Origin of the sequence: Pararhizobium gei, assembly GCF_029223885.1 — a bacterium.
Lineage (GTDB): Bacteria > Pseudomonadota > Alphaproteobacteria > Rhizobiales > Rhizobiaceae > Pararhizobium > Pararhizobium gei.
In genome coordinates this window covers 3,609,310-3,632,964 of the sequence record NZ_CP119409.1, presented here as the reverse complement: position 1 = coordinate 3,632,964, position 23,655 = coordinate 3,609,310, and the positions used below count along the sequence as shown (strand labels likewise).

Sequence of the window (23,655 nt, the reverse complement as noted above, 5' to 3'; positions counted from 1 at the left end):
ACAGAAAAAAGGCCTTGATTACGACACGGTTTTTTCTTATCTCCCCCTCAGCCCAAAGTCGCACGTGCCCATGGGTGTCCGCCGACCCTCGAATTTGGTGAGGAAATCGGTAAGGTACCTGGAATTAACCCCTCCAGTCGCTCCTCCGGCCAACCGGAAGATGCGAGGACATCTGAAGCAACGACGGTGCGGGCCTTTTTGTTCTCTCCCTGCTTTCCATCAGCGGGGGTTACTGAAGAGGCACACCTTCATTGCCTGAAGTGCGGTAGGGTTCCCCCTCCAATCCATGGCAGACAAAGCCGAACGAAGCTCTTGGCGGAGCGTTGTTCACACAACCGCGCATTATGCGCATGTCTGGTTCCGGGGTCTCCACCGGCTGGTCCCAGCACGTGCTCGCATATGCCCTTTGTCCTCCGGTTTCCGGAGCCTAACAGATTGGGGACTACCATGACGACTGCACGCATCATCGACTTTTTGAACACCCGACGTCCCGAAGGCCCATGCCTTGTGGTCGATCTCGATGTCGTGCGCGACAATTTCAAGGCTTTCCGTCATGCCCTGCCGGACAGCTCGATCTACTATGCCGTCAAGGCAAATCCGTCGCCGGAAATCCTGCGTCTGCTCGCATCGATGGGCTCCAACTTCGATTGCGCCGGCGTGGCTGAAATCGAGATGGCGCTCGACGCCGGCGCGACCGCTTCGCGCATTTCTTACGGCAACACCATCAAGAAGGAGCGCGACATCGCCAAGGCGCATGCGCTCGGCGTTTCGCTGTTTGCCGTCGATAGCCATGAGGAAGTTGAGAAGATTTCCCGTGCCGCTCCCGGCGCCCGTGTGTTCTGCCGTGTCCTGACCGATGGAGAAGGCGCCGAATGGCCCCTGTCGCGCAAGTTCGGCTGCGTTCCGCAGATGGCCGTGGACGTTCTCGTCTATGCCCATCAGCTTGGTCTCGTATCGCACGGCGTCTCGTTCCACGTCGGTTCGCAGATGACCAAGGTCGATGCGTGGGATTCGGCTCTTTCCGATGCCAAGCGCGTCTTCGTGCAGTTGGCCAAGCAGGGCATCGAGCTCAAGATGGTCAATATGGGCGGCGGTTTTCCGACCAAGTACCTGCGCGACGTGCCGTCGGCGGAAGCCTACGGTAAGGCGATCTTTTCGGCGCTGCGCAAGCACTTCGGCAACAACCTGCCGGAAACCATCATCGAGCCGGGCCGCGGCATGGTCGGCAATGCCGGCGTCATCAAGGCTGAAGTCGTTCTGATTTCGAAGAAGTCGGATAACGACAACCACCGCTGGGTGTTCCTCGACATCGGCAAGTTCGGCGGTCTCGCCGAAACCATGGACGAGGCGATCCGTTACCCGATCCGCACGGCGCACGACGCCGGCGAAATGGAACCGTGCGTGCTCGCCGGCCCGACCTGCGATTCGGCCGACGTGATGTACGAGAAGAACATGTATCCGCTGCCGCTGTCCCTGACGATCGGCGACGAGGTTCTGATCGAAGGCACCGGCGCCTATACGACGACCTACTCGGCCGTCGCCTTCAACGGCTTCGACCCGCTGAAGTCCTACGTCATCTAAGGGTTTGCTCCGGCTTCGGCCGGAGCAGCCAAATTCACAATCATCTTTCATCGCCGCTTATCACGGTATTGGGTACGGGAGGCCGACATGGCCGCTGTTCTTGATTCTGTCCGCGCTTTCCTGGCGCAGAATGCCTTCATCATCGACACAGAGAATCCGGGCGACGTCGTCGCGCGCGAAAACCTGTTGGACCGTGCCATGGGTCCGAACCGCCGCCGCAAGTCGTCCGAGACCTTGCGCCGCGACCGCGTGCCTGCCGAAGGGCTGGCGCTCGTCGCCCGCGATCCGGACGGGCATGTGATTGCCACGGTGCGCCTGTGGAATGTCGAAGCCGGCGTTGGCCGCGATGGCTTGGCAGTGAATGCCCTGTTGCTCGGTCCGCTTGCCGTGGACGCTGCCCATGAGGGCAAGGGCATCGGTGGCGCGCTGATGCGGGCCGCGATCGCCGAGGCGAAGAGCCGCGGCCATGGCGCCATCCTGCTGGTCGGCGATGCACCCTACTACGAGCGTTTCGGTTTCTTTGCCGCAAAGGCCCAGCATCTTGTCATGCCGGGTCCTTTCGAGCGCCACCGGTTCCTGGCGCTGGAACTCACAGAAGATTGGCTGGAAGATGCTGCTGGCATGCTGGTTGCCAGCGGCCGAAAGCTCGCCGTGCCGAAATTGCGCCGGGCAGCCTGATTTCAGGCTTCGGGGATGCATCTTGTGATGATGCATCTCGCCTGCCACTCCATGCAGGACATTGCAAGCAGGCCCTTTTCACAAGGTTGACAGACTGTTGCCTTGTTCGGCCGCAGGTGGAGGGTTCTTGGGGCCTTCGAAGCTGTGATGCTGATTTGCGTCACAGATTTAGTTGGTTCACCCCGAAATATCGACCACGCCGCAATCGCCGGCTTCGCTGCCGAATGCCAGCTGGCGGCCGTTCCTGTTCCAGGCCATGGCGGTAATCGCGCCCTTGCCGGGGCGGCGCAACAGCACTTCCTTGCTGTCGGCAAAGCGCACCACCATGATCATGCCATCGGCATAGCCGATCGCGGCGATGTCCTCGACCGGGTGACAGCAGACCTGCGTCACCATGATATTGGCGCGGGTGCCGAGTTCCAGCGGCGCCTTGCCCATCGGGCCGTCCTTGGCCTGGAAGGGCCAGACGATAGCGGCCGGCGCGCCGGAAGAGGCCAGCCATTTCCCCTTGGCAGACCATGACACGGATTTGACCTTGGCCGGATAGCCGGTCATGCGCATGTGCCGCGTCTCGGCGCCTGGTTTGGTATCGAGCTTCCAGCCATGCAGGGCGTTTTCCTGCATGGTGGTCACGACAAAACGGCCATCGGGGGAGAAGGTGACGCCGGTATGGGCGCCTTTCCATTCCAGCTCGACCGGCTGGCCGGCCATGGCCACCCAATGCATCGACACGCCATTGTAGCGGGCAAGCGCGATGCGCATGCCTTTCGGGGCAAAGGCTATGCCTTCGACGGTGCGTTCCTCGGCGAAGTCCCTCACCGTGCCGTCTGCAAGGCGCACATGCGCCGTCTTGCCATAGGCGTAGCCGACAGCGCCTTGTGGTCCCGCCGCAACCTGTGAAATCCATTTGCGCGGGACGCTGGCGAGTTCGGTCACCGTGCCATCGGCCTGCACGCGCAGCACCCTGCCATCCTCGCCGCCGGTCAAAAGCGTGTCGCTCGCCTCGTCGCGTATGCAGGCGAGAAGGCCCTCATGCGCCTCCACGGTTTTATGGCCGTGGTCGAGACGATGGATCAAGCCGGAGGATTCGGCGAACACGGGGATGTCGCCGAGAAAGGCCACGCCTGCGACGTGGCCTTCAAGATCGAGAGGAGCAACTGTGGGCATTATTCGGCTGCGACCTCTGCCGGCGCGGCCTCGCAGGCCTTGAAGGTGCGCTCCAGCTTTTCCTTGTCCAGCTCCCGTCCGATGAAGACGAGACGGCTTTCATGCTTTTCGCCGTCTTTCCACGGCCGCTGGTGATCTCCCTCGATGATCATGTGCACGCCCTGGACGACGTAGCGCTCGGCATCGCCCTTGAAGGCGATGATGCCCTTCAGCCGCAGGATGTTCGGGCCTTCCGTCTGGGTGATCTTCTGGATCCAGGGGAAAAAGCGGTCCGGGTTCATTTCGCCGCCGCGCAACGATACCGACTGGACCGTGACATCATGGATCGCGGAGGGAGCGTGGTCGTGATGGCTATGGTCATGATGGTCGTGATCATGATTGTGGTGATCGTGACCATGGTGGTCGTGCGCATGGTCGTGCCCATGGTCGTGGTTGCAGTCGGGGCCGCAGGCGTGATCATGGTGATGATGATCGTCCTGATCGAGGAAATGCGGATCGTTTTCCAGCGCCCGCTCCAGGTTGAAGGCGCCCTGGTTCAGAACCTGAGACAGGTCGATTTCCGAGCGCTGCGTCCGGTGGATGCGCGCATAGGGATTGATGACGCGGACCGTCGCTTCGACCTTTGCCAGTTCCTCCGGTGTCACGAGGTCCGTCTTGTTGAGAAGCACGACGTCAGCGAAGGCGATCTGGTCTTCCGCCTCGCGGCTGTCCTTCAGGCGCAGCGGCAGGTGCTTTGCGTCGACGAGCGCAACGACTGCATCGAGCTCGGTCTTGGCGCGCACGTCGTCGTCCATGAAAAAGGTCTGCGCGACGGGGACCGGATCGGCAAGGCCCGTGGTCTCGACGATGATCGCATCGAACCGGCCGGGGCGGCGCATCAGGCCTTCCACAACACGGATCAGGTCGCCGCGCACCGTGCAGCAGACGCAGCCATTGTTCATCTCGTAGATTTCCTCGTCCGACTCGACGATCAGATCATTATCGATGCCGATCTCGCCAAATTCATTGACGATGACCGCATATTTCTTGCCGTGACTTTCCGACAGAATCCGATTGAGAAGCGTCGTCTTGCCGGCACCTAGATAGCCGGTGAGTACGGTGACGGGAATGGGCTTGACGGGCGTTGCTTCGGTCATGGGAAAACCTTGAATTTTGGATGCGCGTTTTGCGCCGGTAGCTGCTGATATAGGAGATGGGAGACGCCAGCGCAAATCCCGCGCTCAAACTTTCACCGGTTTGAAAGGACGGAAGGATCGAAGCTTGCCACATCCTCCAGCAACTCGATGAAGCCCGAAACCGCATGGCCAATCAGTTGCTCGCCGCGCTCTGCCGTTGCCGCCAAGGCGTTTCCGGCGACGCCGGTTTTGTTGAGATCGGACATCTTCCAGCCGAAGGCATGTGGACCGTAAGCACGCAGGTGCTTGAATCTTGCAGAAAATTCGCTTTGCCGCGAGCCGAACCGGTCTGCTTTCGCCATCATGACCTTTCCAGGGTGAAGTGCCAGCATCACCGATGTCTCGATATCGCCGCCATGAATGTCGATCGCCTTGTCTTGCGGTGTCATCCAGCCGTCCGGCTGCCCGAAGCGCGTCCAGCTGGTCGCGACCGCCAGCATATTGAACCTTACCCGTGCCTCGGTGGCAACGATGGTCATCAGCGGAGCATTGCCGCCATGGGCATTCAGCATGACAAGTTTGCGGATGCCAAGTTGGTGCAATTCACCCGCAATCCCGATCCAGCGCCCAATCGCATCGTCATAGCCGAGCGTGCGGGTGCCCTGGATATCCATGTGCTCGATCGAATAACCGATAGGCTCGACCGGCAGGAAAGTCGCCGGCAGATCCTGTGGCAGGTCGGAAATGATCCTTTCGACCAAACCTTGCGCAATCAGCGTATCGGTGTCGAAGGGAAGATGCGGCCCGTGCTGCTCGTATGCGCCAAGCGGCAAAACCGCGATCCAGTCTGCGCGCGCTTCGGGTGAAAGACCGGAAACATTGTCTTTCCAATGCGGTGCGGGGAGTGCCATGGTTGTCTTTCGTCCCCTGGTCTACTTGCGGCGGTGATGGTGTCGAGTCATACAGTGGACCGGCGGCTGCGCAAGAAATTTGGTGGAGGACCGATGGGAAAGAAGAGCAAGGCCGAAAAGAAGGCCAAGGCGCTGAAGAAGAAGCATCACGACATTGTCGCCGATGCGCCGGATCTTGCTTCCGTCCTTGTCCAGGCGGCGCGTTCGATGCGCACGGTGCTGTCCCGCAATCTTCTGGAAAGCGGCCTCTATGCCGGTCAGGACGGCGTCATGCTGGCGCTGGCCGAAAACGACGGTCTGACTGCCGGAATGCTTGCGGCGAAACTGGGCGTCAAGGCGCCGACCATGACCCGGACGATCGGTCGGATGGAAGCCCAGGGTTTTGTCGAGCGCAGGGCCGATGACGACGACGCGCGGTTGACGAAGGTCTATCTGACGGCAACCGGTCGGGACCGGCTTCAACTGATCGCCGAAGCGGGCAGAGCCTCCGAGGAAATGGCGACGAGGGGACTGACTGAAAAGCAGATGAAGACATTGATGAAGCTTTTGCGCGCCGTGGACGCGAACCTGCAGGGAACCGGTCTTGAGGAGTGATTGAAGCAGGCCTTGACTTGTCGGTTGCCCTGCCAATTTAAACAGTTTAAAGCGTAATTAAAAAACAAGCGGTATACAGCCGATCGTCGTCAGGGGGGAAACGTGGCGCAAAAGATCAAGCTTTCGACCATTGCTGAAACACTTGGTGTGTCCACGGCAACGGTTTCGCTGGCCCTGCGCGACAGTCCGCTGGTCGCCGCCATGACCCGCGACAAGATCAAGGAGCAGGCGAGGGCGCTGGGCTACATCTACAATCGCCGCGCCGCCAGTCTACGCACATCACGCTCCGGGATCATCGGCGTTGTCGTTCACGACATCATGAACCCGTTCTACGGTGAAATTCTCAAGGCGATCGAAGCCGAACTCGATCGCGACCGGCAGACTTTCATCCTTTCCAACCATTATGATTCCGTCGAAAAGCAAAGGGCGTTTATCGAGACCCTTCTGCAACTCGGCGGTGACGGTGTCATCATGTCGCCGGCCATCGGCACGCCCCCGGAAGATATTCTGCTGGCCGAGGACAACGGCATGCCGGCTATCCTGATCGCCCGCTCGATCGAAGGGCTTGATGTCCCGATCTTCCGCGGCGATGATGCTTACGGAATACAGCTTGCCACCAATCATCTGATCAGTCTTGGCCACAAGGTTATCGCGATGGTCGGCGGCACCGATCAGACGTCCACCGGGCGGGACCGGCACCAAGGCTATGTCAACGCCTTGCGTAAAGCCAATATCGATGTCGATCCCGACCTGCGCATTCCCGGCCCGCGTTCGATGCAAGGCGGCTTCGAGGCTGCGGTGCATCTGCTTTCCCTGCCGCAAAAGCCGACGGCAGTCGTCTGCTGGAACGACCTGGTTGCCATCGGCATGATGAACGGCATCGCCCGCGCCGGCCTTGTCCCTGGCAGAGACGTGTCGGTTACCGGTTACGACGATCTTGAGGAAGCCTCCCTATCCACTCCGGCGCTGACCACCGTGTGGAACGGTCAGTCCGATGTCGGCCGGAGCGCTGCCCGCGCGCTGCTCGACAAGCTGAATGGCAGCCATGAGCCGGACGGCATCCACCTGATCAAGCCGGAAATGCGAATTCGCCAATCGACCGGCCCGCTGCGACCTAACCCGAACGACTGACGCAACACGCAAGGAGCAAGCAATGCCGCAAGGCCGTCACCGCATTCTCGTGCCCGGAAACATGAACAAACACGTTCTCGACCGTCTTCCGCAGCATTTCGAACTGGTTCCGGTTTCATCCGACCCGGCGCTGATCACACCCGAGATTGCTTCAGGAATCGGCGGCATTGCCGTACAGGGCAAACTTGCGCCGGCTTTTTTCGATATTTTGCCTGATCTTGAAATCATTGCGAATTTCGGCGTCGGCTATGACGGTGTCGATGTCGAGCGCGCAGCCAGCCGCAACGTTGTTGTGACAAATACACCCGATGTTCTGACGGACGAGGTTGCAGACACGACCATTGCGCTCTTGCTCAATACGCTGCGCCGGCTTCCCGCGGCCGAACAATGGCTGCGCGCCGGCCGTTGGGTGAGTGACGGCGCCTTTCCGCTCTCGCCGCTGACGTTGCGCGGTCGCACGGTCGGCCTCTACGGGCTCGGGCGTATCGGGCTGGCAATTGCAAAACGCCTCGAAAGCTTCGGCGTTGCGATCGCTTACCATACCCGCACGCCGCGCGAGGGGCTCGCCTACAAGCACTATCCGACGCTGTTGAGCATGGCGCAAGCCGTCGATACGATCGTCGTGATCGTGCCTGGGACGGACAGCACCTACCGGACGGTGAATGCCGAGGTGCTGCAAGCGCTTGGCGCAAATGGCATTCTTGTGAACATGGGCCGGGGTACGACCGTGGATGAGGCAGCCCTGGTCGATGCTCTGCAACGCGGCGTCATCGCCGGTGCAGGGCTTGATGTCTTCGAAGCCGAGCCGCATGTGCCGGATGGCCTGCTGGCGCTGCCGAATGTATCGCTGTTGCCCCATGTCGGGTCCGCCTCGCAGGCAACGCGGAATGCCATGGGCGATCTGGTTGTCGATAATCTGGTCGCATGGTTCGAAACCGGCGCTGCGCTCACGCCGGTGCCGGAAACGCCGTTTAAGCGGCAGGCAGGCTGACAGGGCAGACTTTGCCTTTCGCGGCGGCGTAGGTCCTGACCGCGTCGCCAAAGGCCTGAAAAAGCGTCGAGGACGGCCCGTCGCGGCCGACCCAGTATTCCGGATGCCACTGGACACCGACGGCGAAGGCTTTGGCGTCGATCACCGAGACGGCCTCGATGGTTCCGTCCTCTGCAACTGCCTCGACCGCGAGACGGGGCGCCGTCTGGGAAATCGCCTGGCGATGCAGGGAGTTCACCTGAACTTCGCCGGCCCCCAGCACGGAAGCAAGGCATGTTCCTTCCCTGACGGTAATCGTCTGGCGGATGCCGTAGGCCATGTCGAGGTCCGGAACGTCGGGTTTGCGATGATCCCATATGCCGGGCATTTCCTGGATTTCGCTGGCGAGCGTACCCCCCAGCGCGACATTCAGTTCCTGTATGCCGCGACAGATCGCGAGAAGCGGCACACCGCGCTCCAAGGCCCGGCGGATCAGCGGCAGGCTCGTCGCGTCGCGGCCGGGATCGAATGGCCCGTCGGTTTCGCTGGCTTCTTTTCCGTAGAGTGCGGGATGCACATTGGTGCGCGACCCGCTGATCAGAACGCCATCGACCCGATCCAGAATCTCGTCCGCGTCATTGCCGGCTTCCAGCGCCGGAACGAGGAAGACCATTACGCCTGAGCCTTCCACTGCGGCGCGGACATATTGATGCGGTGTGGCATGCCAGACATTGCCATCGAAGCTTCTGAAATCGGCGGGTATGGCAATGACAGGCTTCGGCATCGAAGGTCTCCACGGAAGGAATACCCGCGGCGCGGCGGGCTTGGCTGATCGCGTTTTGCCATGCCGCAGGGGAATTCGCAAAGGCATTTCCTTGTCCCGGCTACCCGGGCGGCGGACGACTTTTGCCGCGGGCCGATTTGCCGAGTTTTCGTTGCGCTTGACCGTCACATTGTGTAAGGGCAACTATGACCGGGAAACGGCCTGCAGGCCGCCACTGTCGCGGGCGAAGATTTCTGGACGAGGCATGGTGTGCGGCATTCGCGTCGGGACCATGAGATTGAGGGAGACAGGCACCATGGCTGAACATCATTCCGGACCGGCTGAGACGGGCGCTCCGATGGATTATGCCGAGCACGAGAAGACCTATAATTTCTTTATCGGAGCCGCGAAGCTCGGCACGATTTTCTGCGTTGCGCTGCTGATCGCCATGGCAGCCGGATTTTTCAGCAGCGTCGGGTTCTTCGGCGCCACCCTGCTGTTCATCATCCTCAACATCGCCGGTTTCATGCTTCTGCGCTGATCGGCCGTTTAATTTTCAAGGAAGCGGACGCGCCGGGAGCGACCGTGCAATCCGGCCCGATTTCGGACCGGATAAGCGTCTGTGGCCAGCCGGTCACGGAAGCGACTATCGACAGGTTGGTTCGGGTGCGGCGCGGTCCGTTCCCGCGCCGGCGTCAGGGGAGGGGCATAATGACAGGTACCATATTCATTCCATTGGAAACGACATCGAGCGAAACGCGGGTTGCGGCATCGCCCGATAGCGTGAAGAAGCTGAGCGGCCTTGGTTTCGACATTGTCGTTGAAGCGGGCGCCGGTGCCTTGTCCCGTATTCCGGACGTTGAGTTCGAAAAGGCGGGGGCGCGGATCGGATCCTCTACCGACGCCGGCTCGGCCGATGTGGTTTTGAAGGTGCGCCGCCCGACCTCCGCTGAAGTTGTCCTCTACAAGTCCGGCGCCATCGTGCTGGCGATCATGGATCCCTATGGCAACGAGAGCGCATTGTCGGAACTGGCCCGTGCCGGTGTGTCGGCCTTTGCGATGGAACTGATGCCGCGCATCACGCGCGCGCAATCAATGGACGTCCTGTCGAGCCAGGCGAATTTGGCCGGCTACCAGGCAGTGATCGACGCCGCCTATGAATATGATCGCGCCATGCCGATGATGATGACGGCGGCGGGCACGGTGCCTGCGGCCAAGGTTTTCGTAATGGGCGCCGGAGTTGCCGGCCTGCAGGCGATCGCCACAGCGCGCCGTCTTGGGGCCGTCGTTTCCGCCACCGATGTCCGCCCTGCCTCCAAGGAACAGGTGGCTTCGCTTGGCGCAAAATTCATTGCCGTCGAGGATGAGGAATTCAAGGCGGCGGAGACATCAGGCGGTTATGCCAAGCCCATGTCGGAAGCCTATCAGGCCAAACAGGCGGTGCTGACGGCGGAGCATCTGGCCAAGCAGGATATCGTGATCACGACGGCGCTGATTCCTGGCCGTCCTGCGCCCCGGCTGATTACCCATGAGATGCTGAAGGCGATGAAGCCAGGCTCCGTCGTCATCGATCTGGCTGTCGAGCGTGGCGGCAATGTCGAAGGTTCTGTCGCCGACCAGGTCGCCGATGTCGAAGGCGTCAAGGTCGTTGGCTATACCAATGTGCCTGGCCGTATCGCGGCCTCGGCCTCGGCGCTCTACGCAAGGAACCTTGTCACCTTTTTGGAGACCATGGTCTCGAAGGAAACGAAGACGATCGCGCTCGACCTTGACGACGAACTCGTCAAGGCGACAATGCTGACGCATGGGGGTGTCGTCGTGCATCCGGCTTTTGCGCCAGCACCTGTCGCGATTTCCGAGACAGTTTGAGATTTGGAGAGGGTCGCGCGGGGCTTCGGGGGAAGCACTGCCGCCCAAGGGAGGTATGGTAATGGCCAATGAGCTACTCGACAAGGCAATCGGCGACCTGGACCGGGCGGTCGAAGCTGTGCGAACGGCAGCCGAATATGTTCCGGAAGCGGCGGGTGCCGCTGCCCATGGGCTGAGCGGCGGCGCGATCGACCCCTTTGTCTTTCAACTTGCGATCTTCGTTCTGTCGATCTTCGTCGGCTACTATGTCGTCTGGTCGGTGACGCCCGCTCTTCACACGCCGCTGATGGCGGTCACCAATGCCATCTCCTCCGTTATTGTGGTCGGGGCTCTTTTGGCCGTCGGCATCTCGGCGTCAGGGCTTGCCACCGGCTTCGGCTTCGTGGCGCTGGTCCTTGCCTCGGTCAACATTTTCGGCGGGTTCCTCGTCACTCAGCGCATGCTCGCCATGTACAAGAAAAAAGACAAGTGAGGGCCTGAAGCTGATGTCACCCAATATCGCGGCCTTCCTTTATCTCGTTTCCGGTGTCCTCTTCGTCATGGCCCTGCGCGGCCTGTCGCATCCCACCACTTCGCGCCGCGGAAACATCCTCGGCATGGTCGGCATGGGCATCGCCATCGTCACGACCCTGCTCCTGGCGACACCCTCGTTCGGCGGATTGATGCTCATCCTGCTCGGTCTAGCGATCGGCGGCGGGGCTGGCGCCTATATCGCCCGTTCGATTCCGATGACCTCCATGCCCCAGCTGGTTGCGGGATTCCATTCGCTGGTCGGGCTTGCGGCGGTTCTGGTCGCGGCCTCGGCGCTCTACACGCCGTCCTCCTTTGGTATCGGTGAAATCGGTCAGATCCACGGGCAGGCGCTCGTCGAAATGGCGCTGGGCGTTGCCATCGGCGCCATCACCTTCACGGGTTCGATCATCGCCTTCCTGAAGCTCGATGGGCGCATGTCGGGAAAGCCGATCATGCTCCCCTACCGCCATGCCATCAACATCGTGCTTTTGCTGCTGATCGTGTTTTTCATCGTCGGGCTTGCCGCGTCCGAAAGCCATTTCGACTTCTGGGCCATCGTCGTCCTGTCGCTGGCGCTCGGCGTGTTGCTGATCGTTCCGATCGGCGGCGCCGACATGCCGGTCGTCGTGTCGATGCTGAATTCCTATTCCGGCTGGGCTGCGGCCGGCATTGGCTTCACGCTTGGTAATCTCGCGCTGATCATCACCGGCGCTCTCGTCGGTTCTTCAGGTGCGATCCTGTCCTACATCATGTGCAAAGGCATGAACCGTTCCTTCGTTTCGGTCATTCTTGGCGGCTTCGGCGGCGAGAGCGGTGTTGCCGCAAGCGATGACGGCGTGCAGCGGACTGTCAAGCAGGGCTCGGCAGACGATGCGGCCTTCCTGATGGCGAATGCTTCCAAGGTGATCATCGTGCCGGGTTACGGCATGGCCGTCGCCCAGGCACAGCATGCCGTCCGCGAGCTTGCGGATGCGCTGAAGGCTAGGGGTGTCGAGGTGAAGTATGCCATTCATCCGGTCGCAGGCCGCATGCCCGGCCACATGAACGTGCTGCTGGCCGAAGCCAACGTGCCCTATGACGAGGTCTTCGAGCTGGAAGACATCAATTCCGAATTTGCCCAGGCCGACGTGGCCTATGTCATCGGCGCCAACGACGTGACCAATCCGGCCGCCCGCGACGACAAGACCTCGCCGATTTACGGCATGCCGATCCTCGACGTGGACAAGGCCAAGACCTGCCTGTTCGTCAAGCGCTCGCTCGGCTCCGGCTATGCCGGCATCGACAACACGCTGTTCTACAAGGACGCGACGATGATGCTGCTGGGCGACGCCAAGAAGATGACTGACGATATCGTCAAGGCGATGAATCACTGAACAAGCGTTTTCAGCACACCTGTTTGGAGGTGCGCTGAAAGGTTTCCGTATACGGGTATCAAACGAGGGGTAGTGTCCGCGTTTCGAACGGGCCAAGCGTTGTCTGGCTGGATGCGCCCGCGCCTTCCTCAGTGATCTCTACATGCTGGCTGGCGCCCGTGATGTTAACGAGATGCAGGCTGCGCTGTCCGTCGCTGTTCGTTGAGAACGCCAAAACCTCTGCAGGCGACGACGAGCGGTATGCCCGCCATTGGGCACCAGAAAGCCGGGCAAGCAGGGCGACCGTATTGTGAAGCGGCCGCGGCCGGCCAGCGGCAACGGGTTCGTCTATATCGGCAAAGAGGCCGAACGGACCTGTCAGCGCAGACAGCGTCAGGCATTCGAGGCCAGCATCCAGCACATTTGCGGCATAGCCCAGCGCGAAAGCCTCTGCAAAGCGGCCATTGTGCCGGGGATCCCGCTTGGCCATGCATATTCGGCCGCCGTCGGGATTATCCATCGTGCGGCTGCCATAGGGATTTTGCCGCATGGCAATTGTGGAGGGGCCGATCCGGTACGGCAGACTGCCGTAGATCGCCCGGACCGAGCGGGTGATGAAGGGGAGGGCCTCAAGCGTCTGCATGACGCTGATATCGTCGGCCGCGTGGACGATGGGATTGGTGCAGTGGCTGATGAAACCGAGTTGTGCTGGCGGCACCCGCTTGCGGTTGAGTTCGGTGAAATAGCTCAGCATGCCGCCGCCGAGGCGGATGCCGGAAAATGCCTGTGCCGCGGCGGCATAGACGTCATCAAGCGGCGGGCAGTCCGGCCAGGCGCTGCCGGGCGGGGTGGACTGGCGGTCCACCGATGGGCAAACCATGATCGCGTCCGGCCGGAAGCCGGCGTTTCGCATCAACGCGGCAATCTCCTGCATTTCATCATTCAGCGGGCGCCTGCACGGCACGGCGATCTCGAGCGTCGTTGCGCCCTTGTGGATCGCCGCGATGGCGGCAAAGTCGATAAATGCCTGCGGTCCATGGCCCGCGCCGGGATCGAAATGGAACAGCAGGTGCTGTATCCGGAGCGTATCTGGCTGTAGGAGTGCAGCGAGGCTGGTCTTCGCCTCCTCGGGAGTGATCGACAGCCCGATGGCCGGCATTGCACCGGTCGCAATGTCTGGAGAGATCCGAATAATCCCGTCGCTTTCGGGTGTGCCGTCTCCGGGAGAGACTGGTTTGTCGGTGCGGCTGTCAGCGATCGTGAGTTCTACATGCTGGACAACGGGCTCGCCCACGGCTATCCGGTAGGGCCAGGGGAGAGCGAGCGGCCGGACATAGGTCTTGTAGGAAGCGTCGGACCAGTTGCGCTGATCCTCCATCTCGAACGTATCGCCCTCCATGCGGCAGGCGGCGGTGACGCCGGGCAACACGGTATGGGTGATGGCCCGCATCTCCTTGAAGGGTTGCCAAGGCTCGATCAGGTCGGGAAGTATCGTGTGCTCAAGACGACCGTCCACATGCTCTACAGCCACCGGCGTTCCGGCGACACCGACAATGGGATGCAGCACGCAAAAACCGCAGCGGTTGGTTTCGAAGCCCGTAGCAGTGTGCGCTTCGACCTTGAAAGCAAGCTTTCCTGTAGCATCGCCTTCGATCGCGGCAGCAATATGCAGCACCGTGTCGTGCGGTCCGTCGCACGTCATCGAATAGGAAACGATGAAGCCCATCTCGGTTTCATGAATTTCGAGATCAGCAATGGCAGGCGCATAGGTCCCCCAGTCTCGGTCACGCACCAGATAGGAGATTGCGCGCAAGACCTCGACGCCATCAAAACGAATATTGCGCAGATTGCCGCCGGCAAGCTCCGCTGTCAGTTTCCCGGCTTTCAGCAGGCGCGGGGTGTCGTCCTGCCTGACTGTGCCGAAAAGCGCGAGCTGTGCTGCGGTTTCGCTCATGCGAGAAGCGCTCCGATATCCACCGTCGCCTTCGTCGCCGCACTTTCATAGGCCGCCTCGACGAGCGCAAATGTCTTCAGATTGTCCGCGCCGGAGGTCGAGGTTTCCCTGGATGCGATCAGGCTGTCGGCCCAATGCTGCTGAATGGCATAGACGCTCTCCTGGATGTTGTGCCAGGGGCGAGACGCCCAGGGCAGGAGCGCCGGCGCGACATCGGTGTTGACAGTGCCTTCAGCGTTGGTGAGTTGCAGTTCGTATCCCTGCGACAGGCGCAGCGAGCCTTCGGTCCCGTCGATTTCGATCAGCGTTTCCGGGAAAGGCTCGATCGCCAGCTTCGTCGCATAGCTGACATCGACGATGGAGGTCGCGCCATCGGCGTGATCGAGCAGGATGGTCGCGACATCCTCACCGTTGATGGCAGGATTGACGCGCTTCGTGCGCGCGCTCAGCGACACGACGTCGCCGAGGATATAGCGGGCGATATCCAGCGTGTGGATGCCGAGGTCCTCGATGATGAAACGCTTGCCTTCCGCCAGATACGGCTGGCCGGAAAAGACGTCGTAGCCGGACCGGAAGGAAAATCGGCCCCAGAAGGGCGTGCCGATCGCGTCTGACTCGAGCGCCTGGCGAACAGCCTGGATCGGTGTCTGCCAACGGAAATTCTCGTGGATCATCAGGGGAATCCCGGCGGCGTTGCAGGCGGCGACCATGGCCTTTGCGTCGGCAAGCGTGGGGGCAAACGGCTTCTGGCAGATCGCCGGAATTTTATGGGCGGCCGCCATTTCAACCAGTGCGCGGTGGCTGTTCACGGTGGTGGCTATATCGACGAAATCAAATCCGCCGTCCGCGAACATCTGCACCGCATCGGTGTAGCGCCGCTCGATGCCGAAGTGGTCGCCAACGATCCTCAGGCGCTCGGGATCACGGTCGCAGATGGCGACGATATCAGCACCCTTGACGTCCTTCCAGCCATGCATCTGGTTGACCGCGAAGAAGCCGCAGCCGATCAGGGCGCCCTTGAGATGAGACATATGCGTTTCCTTCTGAATGGCAGAACCCCTCCCCAACCCCTCCCAAAAAGGGGGAGGGGCTTAACTCGTGGCGCCGCTCTGCTATCCCATCAATATCTTCAATCGCTGAAGGCACTGGTGTGGTTGCAGAGGTGCCACATCCTAGCCCCTTGTGGGGAGGGGTTGGGGAGGTGTTTTCTTGAAACCTTAGCCCTTCTTCGCCAGCTGTATCAATGCCACCTGCTGCTGCAACCGGCGCTGAGCCTGATCGACCACCACGGCGACGATGATGACGATACCCTTGATAACCATCTGCCAGAAGGACGAGACCCCCATCATCACCAGGCCGTCAGACAGGATGCCGATGACGAAGGCGCCGACGATGGTGCCGCCGATCGTGCCCCGGCCGCCGGACATGGAGGTGCCGCCGAGAACGGCTGCGGCAATCGCGTTCAGCTCGAACGAGTTGCCGGTCATCGGGTGCGAGGCCATCAGTTCTGACGAGATGACGATGCCGACGATGGCGGCGCAGAAGCCGGAGAACATGTAGACGAACATCTTGACGCGATTGACGCGGATGCCGGACATCCGGGCGGCGCGCTCGTTGCCGCCAACGGCAAAGATCTGCCGGCCGATCGGTGTGTATTTCGCCAAATAGGCTGCGGCAAGCGCAACGACGATGAGGATCCAGATGGAGACGGGCAGGCCGATAATGCGGCCGGACCCGAGGAAGGAAAAGCCGGTGGTTGCAAGCTCCGGCTTGCCTATCAGGTTCGGGAAGGTCTGTCCGTCGGAGGACAGCAGCGCGAAGCCGCGCGCGACGTAGAGCGTGCCGAGCGTGGCGATGAAGGGCGCTACGTTGAGCCTGGTGATCAGCAACCCGTTGACGGCACCGATGAGGATACCGACGGCAAGGGTGATCAGGCAGACCTCGACGATGTTAAAATACATCGTATAGCCGATCTGCAGATCGATGCCGTGCAGGATCAGGCTGCCGGCCACCATGCCGCAGAGGCCGACGATCGAGCCGACCGAAAGGTCGATGCCGCCGGTGATGATGACGAAGGTCATGCCCATCGCGAGAAAGGCGTTGAGCGCCACATGTTTCGACATCAGGATGATGTTCGCCGTCGACAGGAAGTTCGGCGCGAAGATCGAGAAGAAGGCGATGACGGCAAAGAGCGCGATGAAGGTTCTGGCCTTCATCAGCGTCAGCAGGATCGAGCCGCTGTCGGCTGCGGGCGCTTTCCCGGTGGCGGTTGCAGTGGTCATCGTGCAATTTCCTCTTTCAATGGGGTATTGGCCGTCCTGTGCCCCTCGGACGCGGCCTTGACGATTAACTCCTCCGTCGCATCCGCCCGGTCGAGGATTGTCGTTATCCTGCCGTTGCTCATCACGGCGATGCGATCGGACAGCGCCATGACCTCTTCAAGGTCGGATGTCGAAAACAGGATGGCGAGACCTTCGCCGGCAAGGCGGCGCATGGTGCGGAACACATCGGCCTTGGCGCCGACATCGATGCCGCGGCTCGGCTCGTCCATCAGGAGAACCTTCGGGTTGGTCATCAGCGCCTTGCCGATGACCACCTTCTGTTGATTGCCCCCGGACATGGAGGTCACATCGAAATCCGGGTTCGGCGCCTTGATCGAAAGATCCCGAATCGATTCCTTGATCGCCGATCGTTCGCGCTCGCCGGAGATGTGAAAGCCGAATTTTGTAAATTTTTCCAGGCTCGCCAGCGTCAGGTTCGCGGCGATCGACAGAACCTGTACGAGCCCTTCGCGCTGCCTGTCTTCCGGGATCAGCGCCAGACCTTTCTTGATGCGTGTGGAGGTGTCCTTGGCGAGGATTTCCTCGCCGGCAACGAAGATCCGACCCGTCGAATGGGCGTGCTGGCCGATGACGCATTCGAAGAATTCGCTGCGGCCGGCACCCATCAGGCCATAGATGCCGAGCACTTCGCCTGCCTTGACGCTGAGCGAAAGATGGTCGACCGCAAGTCCGCCGGTCCTGCGCGGCAGGCAGATGTCCTCGGCCCGGAAAGCCTCCTTTCCAAGCTTGTGATCGACCGATTTCGCAAAGTCCTTCGCATCCGAGCCGATCATCGAACGCACGATCCACTTGGTGTCGATGTCCTTGACCATGGCCTGGCCGGTGATCTGGCCATCGCGAAGAACGGTGATGTAATCACCGATCCGCATCAGCTCTTCGAGGCGGTGGGAGATGTAGACAATCGCCACGCCTTGCGCCTTCAGTTCGGCAATTACCTTGAAAAGGATGTCCACCTCTGCCGCCGAAAGTGCCGAGGTCGGTTCGTCGAGGATGAGGATGCGTGTGTCGAGCGATATTGCCTTGGCGATTTCGACAAGCTGTTGCTGGCCTATCGGCAGGTCCTCGACCATGGTTTCGGCGCTGATGCCGGCGTCGAGCCGGTCCAGGAAATGATTGGCTCTTTCGATCTGCGCCTTGTGGTCGATGCCGCGGATGCCGCGCATGATTTCCCGGGTCGCGAAGATGTTTTCGGCGACGGAAAGATTGCCGAAGAGGTTCAGCTCCTGGAAAACCATGCCGATGCCGTGCTTCTGGGCGTCGGCAGGCGAGTTGAACTCGACTTCCTGCCCGTCGAGCAGGATGCGGCCGAGCGAGGGCTTTTCAACGCCGGCGATCATGCGCATCAATGTCGATTTTCCGGCGCCATTTTCGCCGACCAGCACGTTGACGGCGCCGCGCTTCAGTTCAAGGCTCGCATGCTTGACGGCAACGATACCGGAATAAACCTTTGTGACGTCATCGAGCTTGAGGATCGTTTCATGGGTTACGCTTGTCGCCATGTCAGCCGCCGATCGTGATGGTGGCGGGCGTCAGAAGGGCCGGCTGTCCCTTGGACGGCAGCGGATAGGCGCCAAGGGCCTCGACCTTTTTGCCCTCAAGGCCCTCGCGCGGTAGTTTTTCCAGGGTCACGCCATTGATGTGCGTGTTGAACGCCTTGCCAAATTCGGCCCACTGGATCTGGTTCTTGAATTCGTTGAAATTGACGAAATCGAGGCTGTCGCGGATCGCCGTGCCCTTGATGACCGGGCCAATCTGGATGCGAACGTCCGCCTTGCCGTCGCCGTCCACATCCGTGTCGAGATATGCTGCGCGGGATTTCGTTTCCGCCTTGACGATCGTGCCGGAGATCTTCGCGGCAAAGGTCCAGGGCGCGGTGCTGTCCTTTTCCTTATGCCCGTATTTCGCCGCTGCGGCGTCGAGATCGCTGGCCGAGAGGGATGACACGTCCTGAAAGGCTCCAGCGCGCTTGTCGAGGAAGGGGACAACCTTGGCGTCCCAGATGTCGGCAACCTGGCGGGCGGGGTCGAACCCGCCGCTGGCTTCGGCCGCAGCCTCTTCCGCTGTCGGCGTTTTGATGATCTTGCAGCCGGGCAAGGCAAGCGTAAGGGCAAGCGAGATCGCGGCGGCAGCCCGGAAGTTCGGCATGTCAGTCACTCCGTCACATGGCAAGAACGCACGAGGCAGAGAGTATCTGCCCCGTGCGCGCATCCTTTGGGAGGATCAATCCTTGAGCGCGAAGGTTTCGAGCTTGGCGGCGTTGTCGCCGTTGATCAGCACGCAATCCATCAACTGCTTTTCTTCAGCTGGGCCCTTGCCCGTCTTGATGTAGACGTCGGCCTGCTCGACGGCCATCTGCGCCTGGGCATAGGCAGGCTGCAGAACGGTCGCCTTGATGCCACCCGAGGTGATCGAATCGCGGACGTCGTTGGAACCGTCGAAGCCGACGACGATAACGTCCTTGCGGCCTGCAGCCTGAAGTGCTGCTATCGCGCCCATGGCCATCGTGTCGTTACCGGAGATAACGCCCTTGATATCAGGGTTTGCCTGCAGGATGGTCTCCATCTTGGAGTAGCCTTCCGTCTGGCTCCAGTTGGCCGACTGCTGGGCGACCATTTTCATTTCGGGATATTCGTCGATGATGTCGTGATAGCCCTTGGAGCGGATGCCGGCGTTCAGATCGGCTTCGCGGCCAAGAAGTTCGACGTAGTTGCCGGCCTCGCCCATCAGCTTGACGAACTCTTCGGCGCCGAGCTGCGCGCCCTGGTAGTTGTTGGAAACGATCTGCGAGACGGCAACGCCTGTGGCGTTGATTTCGCGATCGATCAGGAAGGACGGAACGCCAGCATCCTTGGCCTTCTGGACGGCGGCGATCGAGGCTTCCGAACCGGCATTGTCGAGGATGATGGCCTTGGCGCCACGGCCGATAGCGGTGTCGATCAACTGGCTCTGCTTGTTGGCGTCGTCGTCATGGACAAGAACCAGCGTTTCGTAACCGAGTTCCTTTGCCTTGGCTTCCGCACCAACAGCTTCCGCTTTGAAGAACGGATTGTCATGGCTCGGTGTGATGATGGCGATCAGGTCTGCTGCATAGGCCGGCATTGCGACGCCAAGCGAAAGAGCGCCGGCGAAAGCGGCAAGGGTCAGTCTGCGTGTCAGTTTCATGGTATTCCTCCCAGTTGAGTTGAGCAAAGACCCCGTTCCCGGCGGGGTCGATGACGGTAAAGCTTTACGGCTGATGGCGGTCAGGTGATGCGCCGGATGCTTTCGGCGATCTCCTCGGGTTCGAAGACTTTTTTCCAGTCGTCCTTCATCAGGACAGGAATGCCGAATTCGATCGCCTTGTTGCAGGCGTCGGAGAAGACGCCGGGCGTTTCTTCGAAGATCACCGCACCAAGCACATTCATATGACCGAGCAGGAAGTCGCGTGCGGCTTCCTTCGGCACGCCACGGGCGACACACTCGTCCATTGCCTGGCGCATGACGACCAGGAGCGAGGCGCAAACGGTTTCCGAGAGACCTGGCTCCAGAAGCGCGATCTGTTCGACGGTGACCCGATGCGAGCGCATGACAGGCGCCCAAATGACCTTGGCCACTTCCTCGCCCAGCGCGAAATGCTCTTCCGGACCCTGCATCAGGGCGGAGACAATATGCTGCTTGGCAGCAACGCCGCCGAAAAAGTCGCGCTTGGCGGCGGGGTCAGTCTCGTCGTTGAAGATCGGCGGATGGCAGGGATGGGTCACGAAATAGGTGAGGTCGTCGCGCTTCGGGAGATGTCCGGCTGCCGGGGCGGCGGCATCGAGAACGATGACGATCGTGCCGGCAACCAGCTTGTCGACGATACCGGCCGCCACTTTGCCGATGGCCGTATCCGGCACCGCGAGAACGACGACGTCCGCACCCGAAAGGGCAGTGTCGGCGTCAACGCAGGCCAAGCCGAGATCGGTTTGAAGACGTCCCCTGCCGGCATCGCTGAGTTCGACATGGCGAACGTCGAAGCGGGAGCCCTTGAGATTCTTGGCAAGCCGGTAGCCCATTTTGCCGCCGGCGCCAAAGAGTGCGATCGAAGTCATGATTCCTCACCTGCGGATTTCTTTCGTCATCCTCTAGAGTAACTGGTATAATGAGTCAATCAGCAGATCAGATACTCTTTATATTTTATTTGCTGCTGATATGCTAACTGCCGTTGTTAACGGCGGTTAAACCTGTTTACCTTAGAAAGATCTGAAAGAGAGGACGCCGTGCTGAATCGTCTAACCTCAGCCGACCTGTCCCGCTCTCCTCCATCGGAAAGCGAACTGAAATATCGAGGATGTCGTTGCGTCTTTGAGACGCCCAGCAAGGCGAGCGGAAAATCCAGGCATGCTCAAGCGCATAAAGCGGCATCAGGTCCGCACCGGAATGTTCATCGCGGATATTGAGGGCGAGATTCCGGAAGCCACCGCGAAGCTTTGCGGATTCGTGCTGACAAGTGCAACAGATGTAGCGCATGTCAAAGCCAGCAGTATCATCAGTCTCGTGATCGATACACGGAAAGGCGCCGATACCGACAATGCGGACGTCCCTCCCAAAACAGCGACTGGCCCGAAGCTGACAAATGAAGAAGTCAGGCAGGCGATCGAGACCCTCAAACAGACGAAGCCGCTTCTGGACAACCTGTTTTCCGGGGCTCGTGGCGGCGGCGCGGCAGCATTTCAGGATGCCGATGTTGCTGTCGATCACGTTACGCGGTCGGTGCAGGAAAATCCGGCGGCGCTGATCGGCATTACGCGCCTGAAGAAAAAAGACGAATATACCTTCCTGCATTCCATCGCCGTTAGTGCGTTCATGGTGCATTTCGGACGATTTCTGAACCTTGAAGAGTCCATGGTCAGGATGCTTGGAATCGGGGGCCTCTTGCATGATATCGGCAAGATGGCGGTTCCCGACAAGGTCCTGGTGAAAAAGGGGCCGCTGACGGGTGAGGAAATGGGCATGATCCGGTTGCATCCTGTCCGGGGTTACGAGCAGCTCCTGCGGCAGGGCGACATGCCGGAGACGGTCCTCGATATCTGCCTGCATCACCATGAACGCATGGATGGCAAAGGCTATCCCAAGGGTCTGCAGGGCGATCAGTTGAGCCTGGCTGTCCGTATCGCGTCGATCTGCGATGTGTACGACGCCATGACATCCGTGCGCCCGTATAAGCAAGCCTTCTCACCCGCGGAAACCATCAAGATGATGATGAAATCCGAAGGCCAATTCGACCGGGCACTGTTACGCGAGTTCATTTCAAGCATGAGAGGGTATAAGCGTCGCCTCGACTCTCCGGTCACCACGGCAGTTGCGGAATCCGCCCCCAAGATCGGCCATCCGGGCGAAGCAGACTAAACCCTATTCCTGCCGTCCGTCGCGGATCTGGGTGAAATAGCCGTCCGAGCCAACCTGTCCGCCCTTGAGAGCAATCTGCAGGCCGTTGGTTGGCGTGTATGCGCCATGGGCGGTGCACAGCGGCGAACCTGGAGTCTGCGGCAGAGGCAAGAGGGTCGTCAGGGCTTCCACGTGCAGTTCCCGCAATGCATGGCTTGACGTGTCGCCGCCGGCAATGACGGCGCGCTTCAATTCCTGCTCTTCGACCAGCCGGCGCAGGATCGTCCCCAGCATCCGCCCGAGGCGATGGCGGCTGCCCGGCACCTTGTCGATGTCGCCACCGCGATCGGCTTTCGGGCCGAGCGCGGTGTTGAGAATGACGCTGTTCCCGGCCTTCAGACGTTTCAAACCGGAAGCAACCGCATCGTCCACAGCTTTGTCGCCGCTTTCGCCGAGAAGCCTCAGGGGATCGAGGTCGATCCCATGAAAACCGTTCGCCACGGCATGGCGGATCTGCCGCTCTGTCGTTGGTGAAACGCTGCCGGAGACCACTGCGATACGATCGACCTTGCCGGGCAGCGGAAAGGGTTTCCGGGCCGCCGTGAGGCCTGCAGTGGCCCAGGCCGTCAAAAAGGCATATTCGACGCCGGATGATCCCGCGATGAACCATCCGCCCTCACGCCGTAGCCGCCAAAGCTGATGGCCGGCACGGATTTGGCTTTCAAGGCTGTCCACATCGAAAAGCACCATGCCGGACGCAGCGGCGCAGAGGGCGTCCAGTTGCCTGTCTGCGTCGTCAGCCGAAAGCATGGAGAGATGGGCAAGGAGCATGGGAAGCGGAGTTTGGGCTTCGAGATGCAGACGAAGATCCGCCTCGGCCATCGGTGTCACGGGATGACGGCTCATGACCGGGTGGCGGTCTATGCGGTAGATGTCTCCCTGATAGGCGGCGAAGAGGTGGCCAAAGGCCGTATAACGCTTCAGTTGCGGCGCGCCGACGAGCAGCGGCACATAGGTCTGACCGAACAGCCTTCTGCCGATTTCCACGGCCTTGCCTATATTGCCGATTGCCGGGCTGGAATCGAAAGTCGAACAGACCTTGTAGTGGCAGATGGCGGCATTGAGACTTTTTAGCCACCGGAAGGCCGGGGTCAGGTTCTCCTCCATCCATTCCGGCGTTTCGCTGCGGCTGGTGCCGGCCAGTCCGACAGCGCGGCAGTGACGGAACCGGTCGAGCAATGCGGCGTCCGGAACATTCATGAAAAGTACGGTATCGACGCCATTGGAGGAGAGCGCCTCCATGACATCAGTAGAGCCGGTAAGATCGTCGCCATAGTAGGAAAGAAGGAGATTGCTGGCGTTCATCGGG

Annotated in this window: 22 protein-coding genes; 10 read left to right on the top strand and 12 right to left on the bottom strand. The window is 60.7% G+C overall.

Features of this window, described 5'->3' with window-relative positions; all coding sequences use genetic code 11:
* Window positions 1-447 precede the first annotated feature (447 nt).
* Window positions 448-1,581 (top strand): ornithine/lysine decarboxylase, encoded by a 1,134-nt coding sequence (odc2, locus tag PY308_RS17675; protein ID WP_275785185.1) that lies wholly within the window; start codon window positions 448-450, stop codon window positions 1,579-1,581.
* A gap of 87 nt (window positions 1,582-1,668) precedes the next feature.
* The gene (locus tag PY308_RS17670) at window positions 1,669-2,259 is read left to right on the top strand and encodes a GNAT family N-acetyltransferase (protein WP_275785183.1); all 591 of its coding nucleotides are present in this window, start codon (window positions 1,669-1,671) and stop codon (window positions 2,257-2,259) included.
* 177 nt (window positions 2,260-2,436) lie between these two features.
* Here the strand turns inward: PY308_RS17670 and PY308_RS17665 are convergent, their stop codons facing one another.
* The 3 genes from PY308_RS17665 to PY308_RS17655 all read right to left on the bottom strand — a co-directional run bounded on the left by PY308_RS17665 (window position 2,437) and on the right by PY308_RS17655 (window position 5,452).
* Entirely contained in the window at window positions 2,437-3,426 is a 990-nt protein-coding gene (locus PY308_RS17665; RefSeq protein ID WP_275785180.1) for a WD40 repeat domain-containing protein, read from the bottom strand.
* Complete coding sequence (locus PY308_RS17660; protein ID WP_275785179.1) at window positions 3,426-4,562, bottom strand: CobW family GTP-binding protein; 1,137 nt, start codon at window positions 4,560-4,562, stop codon at window positions 3,426-3,428. Before PY308_RS17660 ends, PY308_RS17665 begins: the two co-directional genes overlap by 1 nt.
* A gap of 92 nt (window positions 4,563-4,654) precedes the next feature.
* Window positions 4,655-5,452, bottom strand: coding sequence for a creatininase family protein (locus PY308_RS17655; RefSeq protein WP_275785178.1), 798 nt, complete (start codon window positions 5,450-5,452; stop codon window positions 4,655-4,657).
* 93 nt (window positions 5,453-5,545) lie between these two features.
* On the opposite strand from PY308_RS17655, the gene PY308_RS17650 reads away from it, so the two are divergent.
* The 3 genes from PY308_RS17650 to PY308_RS17640 all read left to right on the top strand — a co-directional run bounded on the left by PY308_RS17650 (window position 5,546) and on the right by PY308_RS17640 (window position 8,168).
* Window positions 5,546-6,046, top strand: coding sequence for a MarR family winged helix-turn-helix transcriptional regulator (locus PY308_RS17650; RefSeq protein ID WP_275785177.1), 501 nt, complete (start codon window positions 5,546-5,548; stop codon window positions 6,044-6,046).
* Between the two features lie 102 nt (window positions 6,047-6,148).
* Window positions 6,149-7,177: a LacI family DNA-binding transcriptional regulator gene (locus PY308_RS17645; protein ID WP_275785175.1), complete on the top strand. Its 1,029-nt coding sequence runs from the start codon at window positions 6,149-6,151 to the stop codon at window positions 7,175-7,177.
* A gap of 22 nt (window positions 7,178-7,199) precedes the next feature.
* Window positions 7,200-8,168 carry a 2-hydroxyacid dehydrogenase gene (locus PY308_RS17640; protein WP_275785174.1) on the top strand — a complete coding sequence of 323 codons (969 nt, stop codon included), beginning with the start codon at window positions 7,200-7,202 and terminating at the stop codon, window positions 8,166-8,168.
* Here the strand turns inward: PY308_RS17640 and PY308_RS17635 are convergent.
* Window positions 8,149-8,931, bottom strand: a complete 783-nt coding sequence (locus PY308_RS17635) for a gamma-glutamyl-gamma-aminobutyrate hydrolase family protein (protein WP_275785172.1) — start codon at window positions 8,929-8,931, stop codon at window positions 8,149-8,151. The two genes, PY308_RS17640 and PY308_RS17635, sit on opposite strands and share 20 nt — an antisense overlap.
* 295 nt (window positions 8,932-9,226) lie before the next feature.
* Here PY308_RS17635 and PY308_RS17630 point away from each other — a divergent pair, with 295 nt between their 5' ends.
* The 4 genes from PY308_RS17630 (at window position 9,227) to PY308_RS17615 (ending at window position 12,665) form a co-directional block, all read left to right on the top strand.
* The gene (locus tag PY308_RS17630) at window positions 9,227-9,451 is read left to right on the top strand and encodes an aa3-type cytochrome c oxidase subunit IV (protein ID WP_275785170.1); all 225 of its coding nucleotides are present in this window, start codon (window positions 9,227-9,229) and stop codon (window positions 9,449-9,451) included.
* Window positions 9,452-9,621: 170 nt separating this feature from the next.
* Entirely contained in the window at window positions 9,622-10,779 is a 1,158-nt protein-coding gene (locus PY308_RS17625; RefSeq protein WP_275785168.1) for a Re/Si-specific NAD(P)(+) transhydrogenase subunit alpha, read from the top strand.
* A gap of 61 nt (window positions 10,780-10,840) precedes the next feature.
* Window positions 10,841-11,251, top strand: coding sequence for a proton-translocating transhydrogenase family protein (locus PY308_RS17620; RefSeq protein WP_275785166.1), 411 nt, complete (start codon window positions 10,841-10,843; stop codon window positions 11,249-11,251).
* Between the two features lie 13 nt (window positions 11,252-11,264).
* Window positions 11,265-12,665, top strand: a complete 1,401-nt coding sequence (locus PY308_RS17615; RefSeq protein WP_275785163.1) for an NAD(P)(+) transhydrogenase (Re/Si-specific) subunit beta — start codon at window positions 11,265-11,267, stop codon at window positions 12,663-12,665.
* A gap of 58 nt (window positions 12,666-12,723) precedes the next feature.
* On the opposite strand, the gene apnL is transcribed toward PY308_RS17615, so the two are convergent.
* From apnL to PY308_RS17580, 7 genes are all read right to left on the bottom strand, one after another.
* Entirely contained in the window at window positions 12,724-14,598 is a 1,875-nt protein-coding gene (gene apnL / locus PY308_RS17610) for a D-apionate lactonase (RefSeq protein WP_275785162.1), read from the bottom strand.
* Window positions 14,595-15,629: a Gfo/Idh/MocA family protein gene (locus PY308_RS17605; protein WP_275785160.1), complete on the bottom strand. Its 1,035-nt coding sequence runs from the start codon at window positions 15,627-15,629 to the stop codon at window positions 14,595-14,597. Before PY308_RS17605 ends, apnL begins: the two co-directional genes overlap by 4 nt.
* Before the next feature lie 186 nt (window positions 15,630-15,815).
* A complete protein-coding gene (locus PY308_RS17600) occupies window positions 15,816-16,880 on the bottom strand; it encodes an ABC transporter permease (RefSeq protein ID WP_275785158.1) in 1,065 nt (354 codons plus the stop codon).
* The gene (locus PY308_RS17595; protein ID WP_275785155.1) at window positions 16,877-18,439 is read right to left on the bottom strand and encodes a sugar ABC transporter ATP-binding protein; all 1,563 of its coding nucleotides are present in this window, start codon (window positions 18,437-18,439) and stop codon (window positions 16,877-16,879) included. Before PY308_RS17595 ends, PY308_RS17600 begins: the two co-directional genes overlap by 4 nt.
* A gap of 1 nt (window position 18,440) precedes the next feature.
* Entirely contained in the window at window positions 18,441-19,085 is a 645-nt protein-coding gene (locus PY308_RS17590; RefSeq protein WP_275785152.1) for a DUF2291 family protein, read from the bottom strand.
* 75 nt (window positions 19,086-19,160) lie between these two features.
* On the bottom strand, window positions 19,161-20,102 hold the full coding sequence (locus tag PY308_RS17585) for a D-ribose ABC transporter substrate-binding protein (protein WP_275785150.1): 942 nt from the start codon (window positions 20,100-20,102) through the stop codon (window positions 19,161-19,163).
* 80 nt (window positions 20,103-20,182) lie between these two features.
* The gene (locus tag PY308_RS17580) at window positions 20,183-21,010 is read right to left on the bottom strand and encodes a phosphogluconate dehydrogenase C-terminal domain-containing protein (RefSeq protein WP_275785148.1); all 828 of its coding nucleotides are present in this window, start codon (window positions 21,008-21,010) and stop codon (window positions 20,183-20,185) included.
* A 289-nt stretch (window positions 21,011-21,299) separates the two neighbouring features.
* Here PY308_RS17580 and PY308_RS17575 point away from each other — a divergent pair, with 289 nt between their 5' ends.
* Complete coding sequence (locus PY308_RS17575; protein WP_275785145.1) at window positions 21,300-22,307, top strand: cyclic di-GMP phosphodiesterase; 1,008 nt, start codon at window positions 21,300-21,302, stop codon at window positions 22,305-22,307.
* Window positions 22,308-22,310: 3 nt separating this feature from the next.
* On the opposite strand, the gene PY308_RS17570 is transcribed toward PY308_RS17575, so the two are convergent.
* Window positions 22,311-23,651 (bottom strand): four-carbon acid sugar kinase family protein, encoded by a 1,341-nt coding sequence (locus tag PY308_RS17570; RefSeq protein ID WP_275785143.1) that lies wholly within the window; start codon window positions 23,649-23,651, stop codon window positions 22,311-22,313.
* Window positions 23,652-23,655: the final 4 nt, after the last annotated feature.

Coding starts and splice junctions, on each gene's coding strand:
- odc2 (WP_275785185.1), top strand. CDS start 448: ATGACGACTGCACGCATCATCGACTTTTTGAACACCCGACGTCCCGAA.
- PY308_RS17670 (WP_275785183.1), top strand. CDS start 1,669: ATGGCCGCTGTTCTTGATTCTGTCCGCGCTTTCCTGGCGCAGAATGCC.
- PY308_RS17665 (WP_275785180.1), bottom strand. CDS start 3,426: ATGCCCACAGTTGCTCCTCTCGATCTTGAAGGCCACGTCGCAGGCGTG.
- PY308_RS17660 (WP_275785179.1), bottom strand. CDS start 4,562: ATGACCGAAGCAACGCCCGTCAAGCCCATTCCCGTCACCGTACTCACC.
- PY308_RS17655 (WP_275785178.1), bottom strand. CDS start 5,452: ATGGCACTCCCCGCACCGCATTGGAAAGACAATGTTTCCGGTCTTTCA.
- PY308_RS17650 (WP_275785177.1), top strand. CDS start 5,546: ATGGGAAAGAAGAGCAAGGCCGAAAAGAAGGCCAAGGCGCTGAAGAAG.
- PY308_RS17640 (WP_275785174.1), top strand. CDS start 7,200: ATGCCGCAAGGCCGTCACCGCATTCTCGTGCCCGGAAACATGAACAAA.
- PY308_RS17635 (WP_275785172.1), bottom strand. CDS start 8,931: ATGCCGAAGCCTGTCATTGCCATACCCGCCGATTTCAGAAGCTTCGAT.
- PY308_RS17630 (WP_275785170.1), top strand. CDS start 9,227: ATGGCTGAACATCATTCCGGACCGGCTGAGACGGGCGCTCCGATGGAT.
- PY308_RS17625 (WP_275785168.1), top strand. CDS start 9,622: ATGACAGGTACCATATTCATTCCATTGGAAACGACATCGAGCGAAACG.
- PY308_RS17620 (WP_275785166.1), top strand. CDS start 10,841: ATGGCCAATGAGCTACTCGACAAGGCAATCGGCGACCTGGACCGGGCG.
- PY308_RS17615 (WP_275785163.1), top strand. CDS start 11,265: ATGTCACCCAATATCGCGGCCTTCCTTTATCTCGTTTCCGGTGTCCTC.
- apnL (WP_275785162.1), bottom strand. CDS start 14,598: ATGAGCGAAACCGCAGCACAGCTCGCGCTTTTCGGCACAGTCAGGCAG.
- PY308_RS17605 (WP_275785160.1), bottom strand. CDS start 15,629: ATGTCTCATCTCAAGGGCGCCCTGATCGGCTGCGGCTTCTTCGCGGTC.
- PY308_RS17600 (WP_275785158.1), bottom strand. CDS start 16,880: ATGACCACTGCAACCGCCACCGGGAAAGCGCCCGCAGCCGACAGCGGC.
- PY308_RS17595 (WP_275785155.1), bottom strand. CDS start 18,439: ATGGCGACAAGCGTAACCCATGAAACGATCCTCAAGCTCGATGACGTC.
- PY308_RS17590 (WP_275785152.1), bottom strand. CDS start 19,085: ATGCCGAACTTCCGGGCTGCCGCCGCGATCTCGCTTGCCCTTACGCTT.
- PY308_RS17585 (WP_275785150.1), bottom strand. CDS start 20,102: ATGAAACTGACACGCAGACTGACCCTTGCCGCTTTCGCCGGCGCTCTT.
- PY308_RS17580 (WP_275785148.1), bottom strand. CDS start 21,010: ATGACTTCGATCGCACTCTTTGGCGCCGGCGGCAAAATGGGCTACCGG.
- PY308_RS17575 (WP_275785145.1), top strand. CDS start 21,300: ATGCTCAAGCGCATAAAGCGGCATCAGGTCCGCACCGGAATGTTCATC.
- PY308_RS17570 (WP_275785143.1), bottom strand. CDS start 23,651: ATGAACGCCAGCAATCTCCTTCTTTCCTACTATGGCGACGATCTTACC.